The sequence below is a fragment of the Pseudoalteromonas sp. MMG033 genome (assembly GCF_057197785.1).
The window spans coordinates 356,496-369,290 of record NZ_JBXVAL010000002.1 but is presented as its reverse complement, the minus strand read 5'-3'; the positions used below and the strand labels follow the sequence as shown (position 1 = coordinate 369,290).

Sequence of the window (12,795 nt, the reverse complement as noted above, 5' to 3'; positions counted from 1 at the left end):
TCAGCCTTTTTGGTTCATGAAAGTTGAATTATGACATTACTTGATGACATTACCGCTTGTCGTTTGTGCCAAGCAGACTTTAACCATATACCTTCGCCAGTTATTCAAGGTAGCAAAAATGCGAAGATATTGATTGCGGGCCAAGCCCCCAGCTTGACAGTGCACAAAACAGGTAAACCTTTTAACGATGCAAGTGGCAAAAAACTAAGATCTTGGTTAGGCGTGACTGAACAGCAGTTTTATGATCCTGCGCTATTTGCCATTGTTCCCATGGCATTTTGTTACCCTGGGAAGGGGAAAAGTGGAGATAAAGCGCCCCCCAAACTTTGTGCTAAAACATGGCGGGAAAAAGTACTGTCTGAATTTAATCATATCCAACTGACGGTTTTGATAGGTCAGTATGCGCAGGCATACCATTTAGACAGTTTTAACAATGTGACTGATACAGTGCAGCAATGGCAAAGCTATATGCCAACCCAGATCCCATTACCGCACCCAAGCCCACGAAACCATCATTGGCTTAAACGAAACCCATGGTTTGAGATAAATGCAATTCCTGCATTAAAAAATCGCGTCTCAGACATTTTAATGAGTTAAACTTAGTGTGAGTCATCTCAAAGGAGTTGCGAATTTGTTGTACATCTACCATAATCGCCAAGTACTTTGGTTTACAAAAAATAACATTTTAATTCAAAGGAACTGATAATGATTTATCATCTATCGGGATGGATCTCGGTATTGATTTCGATTTTTGCCATCTATCCTAGTTACCAACCGGGTGCAAATTCCGTTATTGGATTTTATTTGTGTTTATTTGCACTGTTAGTGTCTGCATTTGCAAGCCATCTAGGGCATTCGCTTTATTATCGTGCTGTATTCTCTTTATCTATCGTGAATGTGTTATTTGTGAATGATGGAACGAATATCTCTCTGCTTACCAGTGAAAATGATTGGGTCTATATTGGATCAATGTACGGGATATACATTGTTGTGAGCACCATATGTGGATTTTTAGTAAGCAGAGAAGATTTATTGGGAAATTCAATACGCAGAAAAGAGTCTAAGCGAGCACATAAACGAGCGGCTTAAAGCTGTGTTCAAACATTAATATTTTTATTGTAAAGGGATGTGAAAATTCTAATTTTTGCATTTGTTTACATTGAATTGTAACTTTTATGTGCGTTTTTGGAAGTTGATGCAGTGACACTATAAAACAGTCCTGTATTGGTCTTGTCTACTCAGTCGATGCGCTACAAACATTACCTTAGATCAAACTTGTCCTAAACTAGGATTGTAAGGCTATCATTTATGTTGATAGAGTCTTACTTATCTTGATTAGAGGCCAAGGGGGAAATATGTATTGGGGGTTAATCGTGGTGGTTGTTTTGGCTGGTTTCTGGTTACACAACCGCTATAGCTCTGAGTCTCAAGATTTTCCGCCACTTGAGACTGACCCAAATGATCCATTAGTGTTAGAAGCGGTAGAGCTTGCTAAAGCTACGTTAGATGAGTTTTTAGCATTGTTTCTAAAGTATCCAAATGATGCTTTCGTCAAGCTTGGCTTTGAGAGTGATGGCGGTGTGATTGAGCACTTAGGTGCGCATGTAGAGGCAATTAATGGAAATGAAGTGAGTGTTTTTTTAGTCACTCCGCCTATTACACATGAAGGTAAAATGGCGCATAACTATGTATGCCAGTTAAAAGATATTGAAGATTGGCAGATCACTGACAGTGATGGCAATATCTATGGTGGATTTATTCAGCGAGCGATGTTTACTATCGCTGAGCGCGAAGGCATTGCTTTGCCGCCAGAGCTCAAAGCAATGCAACATAAATATGTGGATGTTTAAGGTTGCTCTGCAAAGTCTTTAAGCGCTTGGCCTGTAAGTCGATAAATGATCCACTCATCTTGCGGTTCTGCGCCTATACTTTGATAAAAGTCGATGGCAGGCTTGTTCCAATCTAAAACGACCCACTCAAAGCGGCCACAGTCTTTTTGTATGGCGGTTTGAGCTAGGTGTTTCATGATGGCTTTGCCGGCACCTGCGCCTCGTTTATCTTGTGTAACGTATAAATCCTCAAGATATAAGCCGTATTTCCCCAACCATGTTGAATAGTTAAAGAAGTAGACGGCGAAGCCAATGGCTTCCCCATCTTGCTCGCAAATAAGCGCGTGTGCTCTTACGTCATCACCAAAAAGTTTCTGTTCGATATCTTGCACAGTGTTTTTAACCGCATCAGGTTCTTTTTCATAAATTGCTAATTCATTGATGAAGTGCAAAATAGTGCCTGCATCTTGGATCTTTGCAGGACGGATAGAAATACTCATGGTTGTTAATCCCTATTTGACTTAGTTGTTTATCAGTGTACTGTTAAGTTATACATGAATAAAGTGCATAGTTTGCACTTGCCACATGCATTATTTACATGGAAAACATACCAAATATAGATTTAAATCTACTCAAACTATTTGCTGTTTTGTATCAAACAGGCTCAGTAACACAAACGGCCAGTATTTTACATATGAGTCAATCTGCATGTAGCCATGCATTGACTCGTCTTCGCACAAGTCTTAAAGATGAACTGTTTGTCAGAGAGAACAATCAAATGTTGGCCACAGACTTTGCGAATAAGTTGGCAACGGACGTATTACCTGCATTTGAAGCGATTATATCTGGATTACAAGAATCAAAGCCGTTTGATACCAATCCGCTTAAATATCTGATCTAATATAGAGCATATAAAATTACAGACTAAATAACGTTGAACCCAAGTATATCTGAACAGTTTTTAGCGCTTTCTCGAAAAGAACCCAACGCACGTAAACGTATGCGATTACTTGCTGTGTCATTATTTTATGAAGGTCATAGCAGAACCGACATTGCAAAACGCCTTAATATAGCACGGAGTAGTGTTAATAAATGGGTCTCTAGTTACCTAGAGCATGGGCTCGATGGCTTAGACAATAAGCCTATTCAAGGACGTCCATCCAGACTGCAACAGTCTCAGCTTGATCAACTGTCTGAATTTATTAAACGCACAAACACGGAGCTTCAAGGTGGCCGTCTAACCGGTGAGGACATTGTGCATTACATTAGCAGTGAATTTGGTGTTCATTACCACTTAAATCATGTCTATAAAATCCTAAAGCAGCTTGGCTTTAGTTGGATCACAAGTCGTTCAAAACACCCTAAGCAGTCATTACAAAGCCAAGAAGCTTTTAAAAAACTTCCAACTGGAAACGATCCTTCACACACCAGGACACTTACCTCTTGATCGTATCGACGTATGGTTTCAGGATGAAGCTCGATTTGGCCAGCAAAATCCGACTACACGCATTTGGGCTAAGACGGGTACTCGGCCAAGGATTGTGAAACAACAACAGTTTGAATACGGGTATTTATTTGGTGCAGTATGTCCTGCCACGGGCCAAACAGAAGCGCTAGTAAGTCCATTCGTAAATAAAGAAGCGATGACGCAGCACATGCGTCAAATATCACAAGCTACACCAATTGGTAGGCATGCAGTAGTGATAATAGATGGCGCAGGCTGGCATACACATGATACTGCGTCAGAATTCAGCAACTTAACGCTAATAAAGCTTCCCCCTTACTCACCTGAGTTAAATCCAATAGAACAAGTATGGAGCTGGATAAGGCAACATTGCTTATCCAATAGAATATTTTCGGGCTATGTAGAAATAGTTGACGAAGTTTCAAAAGCTTGGAATCAATTTATTTCAATACCTGAACGAGTTAAGAAAATGTGCAGTCGTGAATGGATAAAGCTGATTTAATCTTTATGCGGAATGGTATGACCCCTCGCAGGTGGAGCGTTTAACGCTTGCTGCAACTGACTACACCGCGTGGTGTTTGAAACCATTTTTGAGTGATTTGTTAAGCCAATATCGCAACCTGTCAGTTCAGATTAATCAATTAGAAGAGCGGATCCCAGTCCAGGCATTAAAAGAGTGTAAGTTGGATCTGGTGTGTGGCTTTGAGCATCAACAAGAGACACTTGAAAGCCTAGCGCAGCTCAACTGGTTTGAAGGATCTTATGTTACGTTAAGCTGCAGGAACCAAGCCCTGCCCCATCAGCTGCCGCTGCACTTGTTTTTATCTAAGCCCCACGTGCTGATTGCCCCTTGGAACGAAACGCGAGGCATTGTTGACCAAACGTTGGCGCAATCTAAAAAGTCCCGCAAGCTTGTATTGGCGACGCCTCATATGCTCGCTACGCCCGCACTATTATCCGGCACAGACTGGCTACTGACATTACCAGCTAAATATGCTGAACACGCCGCCAACATGCATCATTTATCAGTTCACCAGCCGCCTGTAAACGTGCCGAATTATCGAGTGAAGCTATACTGGCATAAAACGCGTCAAAAAGATCCTAAGTTATGTTGGTTTATAGCGCAGTTTTGCCAATTTTTTGATTTGCAGACAGGGTCTAAATAGTCGCAAATGCGTTTGAAAGCATCTGTTCGGTTATATTTCACACAAATGAATGGGTGGTAAATTGTCTAAGATGAAGTGAACAATCCTGACCACCGTTGCGTATAAGCTGTTGAACATAAATGATGGATTAAAAATGAAACAGTTTAAAAATAGCCTGCTGGCAATGCTGCTTTTGGTGAGTGGAATGGCCGTGAGTGAAGATAATCACGGACTAGACCTAACAAAAGGCATGACACAAGTTGGCCAAACGGCGCGTATGACGTATTTATTCTGGGATGTGTACGATATTAGCCTCTATTCCCCTTCTGGTAGCTATAACAGTCTCGCTCCTTTTGTGCTTCAACTCACCTATTTAAGAGATTTAGATGGCGAAGAGATAGCAAAGCGATCATTAGAAGAGATGCAGAAGCAAGGGTTCAATGATGAAGCCCTTGGTGAAAAATGGCTTTTGCAGATGAAACAAATTTTTCCTGATGTAACAGAAAACTACTCACTTTATGGTGTACGAGATGAAAATGGTGCAACACGTTTTTATGACTCTGAAAAGTTACTTGGGGAAATTACAGATCAAAATTTTACTAAGTGGTTTTTCGATATCTGGCTGAGTGAAAAAACCACAGAGCCAAAAATGCGCTTGAAGTTACTAGGAGAAAAATAATGAAACTGGTTGTATTACTTTGCGCTTTAGTATTGTTATCGGCTTGTCGTAGCTCAGTACAAAGCGATGAATATCAAAATATGACGCCAAACATCGATGTGTATGATTTTTTTGATGGGCAGGTCAATGCATGGGGTATTGTGCAAAATCGCAGTGGTGAGCTGGTACAACGTTTTAAGGTGCGTATTGATGGCGCGGTTAATGATGTTGGTGAACTGGTCTTGGATGAAGCGTTCACTTATGGTTACGGTGATGGTGTTAAGCAGCGTGTCTGGACAATCAAAAATGATAATAATGGGTTTACGGGTAACGCACCGGATATTGCAACGACTGCTATTGGTACTGTATACGGCAACGCTTTGAGATGGCAATATGAGATGGATTTGCCTGTCGATGATACCACTTACCGAGTTGTGTTTGACGATTGGATGTGGGCCTTTGATAAGTGTACCTTGATGAATCGCTCCTACATCAAAAAGTTTGGTTTGGTGATGGCTGAAGTGACAATTTTCATGCAAAATACAGAAGTTAGCAAAGGCTGTACAGGGGCTTTACACCCATAACTAAGCCGTTTATCGTTTCATAAAGTGTGCATTTAGCCTGCACACTTTATACTATCTACAAGTCTTTCCAACGCAAACTTTCAACACGTACATTCAGCATAAATTTTTCCTGTTCCCTTTATATTCTTACTCCATTCATTGACGCATGATTAGGATTATTAAATGGCGCCAGCAACGCATTTTTTATTGAGCTGGGCACTGTCTGCCACAGTTTTACAAAATCGGAGAAATCGTGTACTTGCTAGTCTCTCTGGGGTAGCGCCTGACCTCGATGGCATAGGGGTCGTTGTCGATCTCATCTTTGCCAAAACTAACCTGTATGGTAAATATCATCATGTATTAGGGCATAATTTATTAGCTGCATTGTTGATAGCATCGATATGTGCTGTTTTAGCAAAGTCGCATAAGGTAAGTATGTGGTGCCTGTCATTCATTTGTTTTCATTTACATATTATATGCGATGTGCTCGGTTCAAAAGGCCCTGACGGTTTTCAATGGCCTATTCAATATCTCTATCCTTTTTCCACTGATTTTACTTTGACTTGGTCTGGGCAATGGGAATTAAATGCTTGGCAAAATCAATTGATAACTGTGCTGTTAGTGCTGGTCTGCGTTTATATCAGTGCAACCAAGAAAATCTCATTTTTTGAGATCTTTGGTCGCCATATAAACGCTGAGGTGTTTAATATGTATGAAAAATACATAAAAAAGTGACTGGTTCATATCATGGTTTTTTACGCATATGCCAACAGACTAGAGTTTACCCTGCATATAAGCGTCAATTTCTTCTGCCATATGTGACTCTATGTCGTCTTCTAATTCAGGCTTTGTCGTGTCGTGCATTGAGATAAACTTATTTGCTTGTTCCGTGCTAAGCAGTTTGTTTTTTACTCTATATTCCCACTCTGGTAGGGTCTTATCATATCTGGGTACAACGCTCACTGTGGCGAACTGATTTTGCCACGGAGAAGCGTTTTCTTTTTTGCAAAATGCTTCGATATGATCTTTACCCTGCGGCCCCATGCAGCCTGGTTCTAATCGCAATTGTATATAGAGTAATAGGTCACTCATAAACACTCCAGCAGTATTGATTTCTTTGAGTTTAGACATTCCTAAAGATAATATAAATTTATTATCTGATAAAGGTATTGATATGACGCATAAAGCGGTTTAAGCATCACAGTGTAGCTGACGAAATTGCTGAGGGCTCATATGAGTCGTTTGGGTAAAGACTCGCCTAAATTGACGACTGCTCGAGTATCCACAGTGCTGTGCGACTAGTTCAATACTATGATTGCTACGCTTTAACAGTTGCTGAGCATGGCCCACTTTGATGTGTTGAAGGTACTCTCTTGGGGTTATTCCCAAATGAATGGAAAATAAGCGGCTCAACTGTCGTTGTGATAAACATGCTGTGTGGGCAAGTTGTGCCAAGGAGTAGTGTTTGTCGACGTTGCTACACACCATATCTTGTACTTTATGAATACCACGGTGCATATGATTACGATACTGTAGCCAGCTGCTGAGCTGAGGGTCTTGGCCAGTTCGACGGAAATAGACTAACATTTCTTGCGCTACTTGTGCACCGATATGCTCTGTGAACCGAGTACTAACAAAATAGATTGCCATGTCGATACCCGAGCTAATCCCTGCGCTGCTTATGATATTGTCATCTTCAACAAAAATTCTATTGTCTAATACTTGGCAGTTAGGAAAAGCGATACGCATTTTATTGATGAGTTGGTAATGCGTTGTGCATGATTTGTTGGCTAATAAGCCTGCTTTTGCAGCAAGTATAGAGCCTGAACAAATTGTTAAAACTGTCTGCTTAGTGACCGTGTTTTTCAGCCATTGAATGGTTTTATCAGCATCTTGTGTCGTATATGCAGAAAACGCATCATGGCAGCCCGGAAGCACAATGATATCATCGCAAGCTAATTCAGTGGGCAAAGGTGCTAGGTTATGCAGTTGCAGTCCGCCATCACAGTTAAGCTGTGTCGTCGCACTGATATATTTAACTTCGAATTGTATGCCTAAGCGTTTGGTTTCTAAAAATACCTGCAATGGTCCTGCAAAATCCAGAGGCAGTGTATCTGCGAGTAATACAAAGTATATGGTCACGATTGAGTGCTACCTATAACTTGCCTGATGAAATGCATAGATAGTTTTTCATTAGGCAATATGATTCGTATGAATTTTAAAAAGTATACTATTTCACAGTATTAGTAATCACTGGGATCTTGAATGGAAGCAAAGCGCTTAGCAAGCACTAAGTTGGTTTTGGCTTTCAGCTCCTCTGCAGAGTAGAGTTTATTGGTGATCGGACATTTCATGTCAAAGGTCAATGTAGCCTTGGTGACAAACTCAACATTAAAACCGAGATCGGAAGCGACCCTTGCTGTGGTTTCACAGCATTGTTCAGTTCGTATGCCGGTGATCACGACTGTATCGATGTTGTATCGCTTCAACCATGTCGTTAATCCGGTATCTGTAAAAGCATTGTGTACTGACTTGTAAAACACTTTTGTAAATGATCTTGGTAAAAAATCCATGGGTTTAACTAAGCCTGAAGCAGGGTTGAATGGGCTGTCAGGCATATCTTCTCGGCTATGCAGCACTTTGATAATTGGTAAGTTAGCACTGTTAAAGTGCTCAACTAGGCTTCCTAGGTTTTTTTTGAAGTCGGTGAAGTCTTTTTCCTGCCAATAATCAGTTTCAAAAAAAGAATCTTGTGTATCAATAATGATAAGCGCTTTGTTCATGGAGCTTGTCCTATTACGGTTACGTTGTTGTGACCAGTATAAAGAGTGAGACAATGCGCGTAGATACCTATTCATGACAAGCATAGGACAAAATAAGACACACTATAGTTGGGCATATATTGTGCAGAATAATCATTGACACAGATGGTTAATGTATATACTTTTGTATATACAAAAAGAGGTTGTAAATGGCAAAGAATAAAGACGCGCAACTTATTGTGCGGATCAATAAGGCCCAAAGAGATGAGTTTGTTGCTTTATGTAATGAGCTAGATACCAGCTCATCCAAAGAGATCAGAAAGTTTATCAAGCGGTTTGTAAATAAGCACAAGCCGAAGCAAAAGGCGCTAAAAGGAGATCAAAATGGCGAAAAAAGTAGAAGTGAAACAACTTAAAAAAGAAGTTAAGCAACGTATCAAAAAAATTGCAAAGCACGAAGCAAAGATCAAAAAGTTAAAAAAAGCGATTAAAAAAGCATAGTCACATGCAAAGTAATCAAAGGGCAGCGTAAGCTGCCTTTTTCGTTTGCGGTTAAGCACGATCGCTTGTTCCTATAAGTATATTTTGTTGTTTAGAACCATATTATGTGATGGTATGTTGGTATCTCATAATTTTTAAACAAAAGGGCCTAGAAATGACTTGGACTTGCGAAAATTGCCATACTCACATTGATGATGATGCATTTGAGGTCTGCTGGAATTGCAGTTGCGTCAGGGGTGAAAAGCCTGTGAGCGCAAGCACTGCCGCTTTATGTTGTTTAAGGTGTGATATTCCACTCACATTTATTGGTACCAAGGAGTTCCATGAAGGGATGCGTTGGGGTGTGTTAGGTAATCTGGCCGAGTTCTTTGTCAATAAAGAGCAGCTGGATATGTTTGCTTGCAAGCAATGTGCAAAAGTCGAATTTTTCTTAGCTGGAAAACATCCTCATTAAAATCGGCTCCAAAGTAAAAACTAGTCTGCCTTGTAAGGCAATATGAGGTGATAATTGGTTTATTATTTAGAGCGAATTTGCTGATGAATTAAGCGTACCAAGATAACTTACCAGCAACTTTAATCTCGTTGACTTAAGCTGTGATGGATGATCTATTATAGCTTGTACTCAGTGGAATGCTTAAATTAAATGGCTGCTTAGTTGATTGATAATTTGCGGAGATAGGCCTTACAAACCTCGTGTGAGCATCTACACTTTAAGGTGAAGCGAGGAAACATATGATGCCTAAGTTCGCGTTTTACATATTGATGCTGTTGTTAGCGCAGCACGCTGTTGCTAAAGGGCCTAACCTTGTTTGGTTCACAGAAGACTACCCGCCTTTTAATTATCATGTGAATGGCCAAGTTGAAGGTATTGCGATCCAAGCATTAAAGCTCGTTTATCGTGACTTAGGGTGGAAATTCGATGACAACGAGGTGATGTTATTGCCTTGGCCTCGAGCTTATCAAATGACTTTATCAAATAATAACGCCTGCATATTCTCAATGACTTACACTGAAGAGCGAGCAAGGCTGTTTCAATTTATTGGTCCTACGATGGATAACCATGTGGCCATCATTGGTCACAAAGAAACAGATTATCATTTACCGAACCTAAGAAGCATTGGCGACTTAAAAATTGGGGTGGTAAAAAATGACATTGGTCATCAGTTGTTGCGTCAGTTGGGAGTTGATAAAGAGAGCTTGGTATTTTTGGCATCCGGTTTCGAGCTGGTACAAATGTTAAAGTTAAAACGCATAGATCTTATCGCGTATGGTGACGTCATTGCGCGTTATCAGTTTAAGCGAGCTGGGATAAATCCGAAGCACTATCGCATTGTGATGCCGCTACGCTCTTCTTATTTGGGATTTGCGTGTAATAAAGCGATAGATAAGCGCATTATCGATAAAATGAATGACGCGTTGAAAGTGATCAGAGGCCGTCAGCCTGAAGTTTTTGATCCAGAATACTTTTACAGCCAAACTGAGTGAGCAGTGTGCCCACTCGAGATTGCTTGTGACTTATGCGCCAGGACCACACTCTAAGCAATGTTTGATAATGTCTGGGCCGAACTTTAATTTTGCATTGACGTTACGAAGCGCTGTTCTAACGCCTTCCTCAATAACTGGGTGGTAGAATGGCATGTCCAGCATTTGCGGTACCGTCATCTTATTTTGCACAGCCCAAGCAAGTAAATGTGCAATGTGCTCTGCCGCTGGTCCAATAAACTCAGCGCCTAAAAATAAACCGGTCCCCTGCTCTGCATACACGCGCATGTGGCCTTTGTTTTTTAACATCACGCGGCTACGACCTTGGTTTTCGAAGCTAACTTCGCCGATTTCATAACAACCACACTCGCCGTAGTTCGCGGTCAATTGTGCATAATTATCGCCAACCATACCTATTTGCGGATCGCTAAACACAGCAGCGATGGGTGTGCGGCGTAAACCATTTCTGATATCAGGAAAGCGCCCTGCATTCACACCAGCAATCGTGCCTTGATCAGCGGCTTCATGCAGTAATGGAATTTGGTCGCTGGCATCACCTGCGACAAATATGTGGCTATTTCCACATTGCATGGTATGTGGATCTGCAATCGGCACGCCATGATCTTCCAGTTCCAAAGAGGTATTTTCCAGACCAAGCTGGTCCACATTCGGTACTCTACCTGTTGCAGCAAGCACGTAATCAAACTGCTCAGTTTGAGACTGACCTTGCTTGTCCACATAGGTTAATTGTGCTTTACCGTCTACAACCTTCATATCAGATACCTTTGCATCCGTATCGACATAAAACTCGTCAGCAAACACGGTATTGGCATAGTCTCTAATCACAGGATCTGTGAGTGGCCCAATATTACCACCTACGCCGAATAATTTAACGTTTACACCGAGTCTATGCAGTGCTTGACCAAGCTCTAGGCCAATAACGCCTGGGCCAAATACTGCAACGGATTCTGGTAAATCTTGCCAATCAAAAACATCATCATTGATGATAAGCTTGTCACCAAATGCCAAAAATGGGGGGGGAATATTTGGTCTAGAACCGGTTGCAACGACAAAGCGCTTAGCTGTAATAACGGTGTGATCATCAATTTGCACGCGGTGGTCATCAAGAAACTTAGCGTGACCAATGATACGGTCTTCAGCAGGCAACTCCTCTACAGCTTCAACAACAAATCCGACAAAGCGATCTCTTTCACTGCGTACACGGGCCATCACCGCTTTGCCATCAATCTTTGCAGGTTCTGACATGACGCCAAACTGAGGAGCTTGTTCAACATGATGTGCTGCCTCTGCAGCGGCGATTAACAGTTTACTGGGCATACAGCCTACACGTGCGCAAGTTGTACCATATTTACCGGACTCAATCATAAGCACGTTGGGTGTATATTGTTTTGCATTACGATAAGCACTTAGGCCAGCAGTACCTGCACCAATCACAACGACATCTGTTTCAAGCTGTTTCATTATTACCTCACTAAAGATTGGAAATGTGGTTTAGAGGGGCTGTCATGCCCCTTTACAGTGCTGTTATTTAGTTGTTTTCAAAGTAAATTGTTAAATCATCTGAGCCGCCAATGTGCGCGCCGCCAATGAATACCTGTGGTACAGTTTCACGTCCTGATAGTGCTTTTAAGCTGGTTAAGCTTGCTTGCTGGCCAAGTACCAACTCTTCATAAGCTAGGCCTTTTTCACTTAGTAGCGCTTTTGCTTTGGCACAGAAAGGACAGCCTGGTTTAGTAATAATTGAAACTGGTTCTGGCTTTTTCTGATTTGGGTTGATGTATTCAAGCATGGTATCTGCATCAGATACTTCAAACGGGTCGCCCGGTAAATCTGGTTCGATGAACATTTTCTCGATAACGCCATCTTTAACTAACATTGCGTATCTCCAGCTGCGTTTGCCAAAGCCAAGGTCACTCTTGTCTACCAGCATGCCCATGCCATCTGTGAACTCGCCGTTGCCATCTGGGATAAGCGTTACATTTTCTGCTTCTTGATCTTTTGCCCAAGCGTTCATGACAAAAGTATCGTTGACAGACATACAAATAATGTCATCTACGCCATTTTGCTTGAACACATTTGCCAGCTCGTTGTAACGAGGTAAGTGTGTTGAAGAACATGTTGGTGTAAACGCACCTGGTAGTGAAAACACGATGACAGTTTTGCCTTTGAATAATTCGTCAGATGTAATGCGTTGAAATTCATCACCTACGCGAACTGGGAAAGTGACTGATGGTACGTTTTGGCCTTCAATATTGTTTAGCATTTTATATTCTCCTCGAAAGTTGATGGAGTTATTATGTCGCCGGAACGGTAATTTGTATATTTGATTGAATTAATCGAACCAATCAAAAAAATTGATTGGTTAATTT

18 protein-coding genes are annotated in these 12,795 nt (G+C 41.2%); 12 read left to right on the top strand and 6 right to left on the bottom strand.

The genetic code is table 11. The features are described 5' to 3' along the window. Positions 1 to 30: 30 nt before the first annotated feature. The 3 genes from AC2CZC_RS22990 to AC2CZC_RS22980 all read left to right on the top strand — a co-directional run bounded on the left by AC2CZC_RS22990 (position 31) and on the right by AC2CZC_RS22980 (position 1,850). On the top strand, positions 31 to 597 hold the full coding sequence (locus AC2CZC_RS22990; RefSeq protein WP_484585593.1) for a uracil-DNA glycosylase family protein: 567 nt from the start codon (positions 31 to 33) through the stop codon (positions 595 to 597). A gap of 108 nt (positions 598 to 705) precedes the next feature. After that, a complete protein-coding gene (locus AC2CZC_RS22985) occupies positions 706 to 1,089 on the top strand; it encodes a hypothetical protein (protein ID WP_484585592.1) in 384 nt (127 codons plus the stop codon). 266 nt (positions 1,090 to 1,355) lie between these two features. Then, entirely contained in the window at positions 1,356 to 1,850 is a 495-nt protein-coding gene (locus AC2CZC_RS22980; RefSeq protein ID WP_484585591.1) for a hypothetical protein, read from the top strand. Here the strand turns inward: AC2CZC_RS22980 and AC2CZC_RS22975 are convergent. After that, complete coding sequence (locus AC2CZC_RS22975; RefSeq protein WP_484585590.1) at positions 1,847 to 2,329, bottom strand: GNAT family N-acetyltransferase; 483 nt, start codon at positions 2,327 to 2,329, stop codon at positions 1,847 to 1,849. The genes AC2CZC_RS22980 and AC2CZC_RS22975 overlap by 4 nt on opposite strands. 98 nt (positions 2,330 to 2,427) lie before the next feature. Here AC2CZC_RS22975 and AC2CZC_RS22970 point away from each other — a divergent pair, with 98 nt between their 5' ends. The 6 genes from AC2CZC_RS22970 (at position 2,428) to AC2CZC_RS22945 (ending at position 6,395) form a co-directional block, all read left to right on the top strand. Further along, on the top strand, positions 2,428 to 2,730 hold the full coding sequence (locus AC2CZC_RS22970; RefSeq protein ID WP_484585589.1) for a LysR family transcriptional regulator: 303 nt from the start codon (positions 2,428 to 2,430) through the stop codon (positions 2,728 to 2,730). A 99-nt stretch (positions 2,731 to 2,829) separates the two neighbouring features. After that, positions 2,830 to 3,796, top strand: a protein-coding gene (locus AC2CZC_RS22965) for an IS630 family transposase (protein WP_484584823.1) whose coding sequence is annotated in 2 segments (ribosomal slippage) — positions 2,830 to 3,228 and positions 3,230 to 3,796 — 966 coding nt in all. Because the reading frame shifts where the segments join, the coding sequence is not laid out codon by codon here. Positions 3,797 to 3,827: 31 nt separating this feature from the next. Beyond that, complete coding sequence (locus AC2CZC_RS22960) at positions 3,828 to 4,460, top strand: LysR substrate-binding domain-containing protein (protein ID WP_484585588.1); 633 nt, start codon at positions 3,828 to 3,830, stop codon at positions 4,458 to 4,460. 133 nt (positions 4,461 to 4,593) lie between these two features. Further along, entirely contained in the window at positions 4,594 to 5,118 is a 525-nt protein-coding gene (locus tag AC2CZC_RS22955) for a chalcone isomerase family protein (RefSeq protein ID WP_484585587.1), read from the top strand. Then, complete coding sequence (locus tag AC2CZC_RS22950; RefSeq protein WP_484585586.1) at positions 5,118 to 5,681, top strand: DUF3833 family protein; 564 nt, start codon at positions 5,118 to 5,120, stop codon at positions 5,679 to 5,681. The genes AC2CZC_RS22955 and AC2CZC_RS22950 overlap by 1 nt, the downstream gene beginning before the upstream one ends. 162 nt (positions 5,682 to 5,843) lie before the next feature. Next, the gene (locus tag AC2CZC_RS22945; protein ID WP_484585585.1) at positions 5,844 to 6,395 is read left to right on the top strand and encodes a metal-dependent hydrolase; all 552 of its coding nucleotides are present in this window, start codon (positions 5,844 to 5,846) and stop codon (positions 6,393 to 6,395) included. 39 nt (positions 6,396 to 6,434) lie between these two features. Here AC2CZC_RS22945 and AC2CZC_RS22940 read toward each other — a convergent pair whose 3' ends face one another. The 3 genes from AC2CZC_RS22940 to AC2CZC_RS22930 all read right to left on the bottom strand — a co-directional run bounded on the left by AC2CZC_RS22940 (position 6,435) and on the right by AC2CZC_RS22930 (position 8,443). Next, the gene (locus AC2CZC_RS22940; protein WP_063364183.1) at positions 6,435 to 6,752 is read right to left on the bottom strand and encodes a hypothetical protein; all 318 of its coding nucleotides are present in this window, start codon (positions 6,750 to 6,752) and stop codon (positions 6,435 to 6,437) included. A 99-nt stretch (positions 6,753 to 6,851) separates the two neighbouring features. Beyond that, positions 6,852 to 7,802, bottom strand: a complete 951-nt coding sequence (locus AC2CZC_RS22935; protein ID WP_484585584.1) for a GlxA family transcriptional regulator — start codon at positions 7,800 to 7,802, stop codon at positions 6,852 to 6,854. A gap of 101 nt (positions 7,803 to 7,903) precedes the next feature. Further along, a complete protein-coding gene (locus tag AC2CZC_RS22930) occupies positions 7,904 to 8,443 on the bottom strand; it encodes an isochorismatase family protein (RefSeq protein ID WP_484585583.1) in 540 nt (179 codons plus the stop codon). Between the two features lie 188 nt (positions 8,444 to 8,631). On the opposite strand from AC2CZC_RS22930, the gene AC2CZC_RS22925 reads away from it, so the two are divergent. The 3 genes from AC2CZC_RS22925 to AC2CZC_RS22915 all read left to right on the top strand — a co-directional run bounded on the left by AC2CZC_RS22925 (position 8,632) and on the right by AC2CZC_RS22915 (position 10,408). Next, complete coding sequence (locus AC2CZC_RS22925) at positions 8,632 to 8,838, top strand: hypothetical protein (RefSeq protein WP_063364180.1); 207 nt, start codon at positions 8,632 to 8,634, stop codon at positions 8,836 to 8,838. Between the two features lie 239 nt (positions 8,839 to 9,077). Further along, entirely contained in the window at positions 9,078 to 9,377 is a 300-nt protein-coding gene (locus AC2CZC_RS22920) for a hypothetical protein (protein WP_484585582.1), read from the top strand. 278 nt (positions 9,378 to 9,655) lie between these two features. Beyond that, on the top strand, positions 9,656 to 10,408 hold the full coding sequence (locus tag AC2CZC_RS22915) for a substrate-binding periplasmic protein (RefSeq protein WP_484585581.1): 753 nt from the start codon (positions 9,656 to 9,658) through the stop codon (positions 10,406 to 10,408). 30 nt (positions 10,409 to 10,438) lie between these two features. On the opposite strand, the gene AC2CZC_RS22910 is transcribed toward AC2CZC_RS22915, so the two are convergent. Both AC2CZC_RS22910 and AC2CZC_RS22905 read right to left on the bottom strand, forming a co-directional pair. After that, positions 10,439 to 11,887 (bottom strand): dihydrolipoyl dehydrogenase, encoded by a 1,449-nt coding sequence (locus AC2CZC_RS22910; protein ID WP_484585580.1) that lies wholly within the window; start codon positions 11,885 to 11,887, stop codon positions 10,439 to 10,441. Between the two features lie 67 nt (positions 11,888 to 11,954). After that, positions 11,955 to 12,689, bottom strand: coding sequence for a glutathione peroxidase (locus tag AC2CZC_RS22905; RefSeq protein ID WP_484585579.1), 735 nt, complete (start codon positions 12,687 to 12,689; stop codon positions 11,955 to 11,957). Between the last annotated feature and the right edge of the window lie 106 nt (positions 12,690 to 12,795).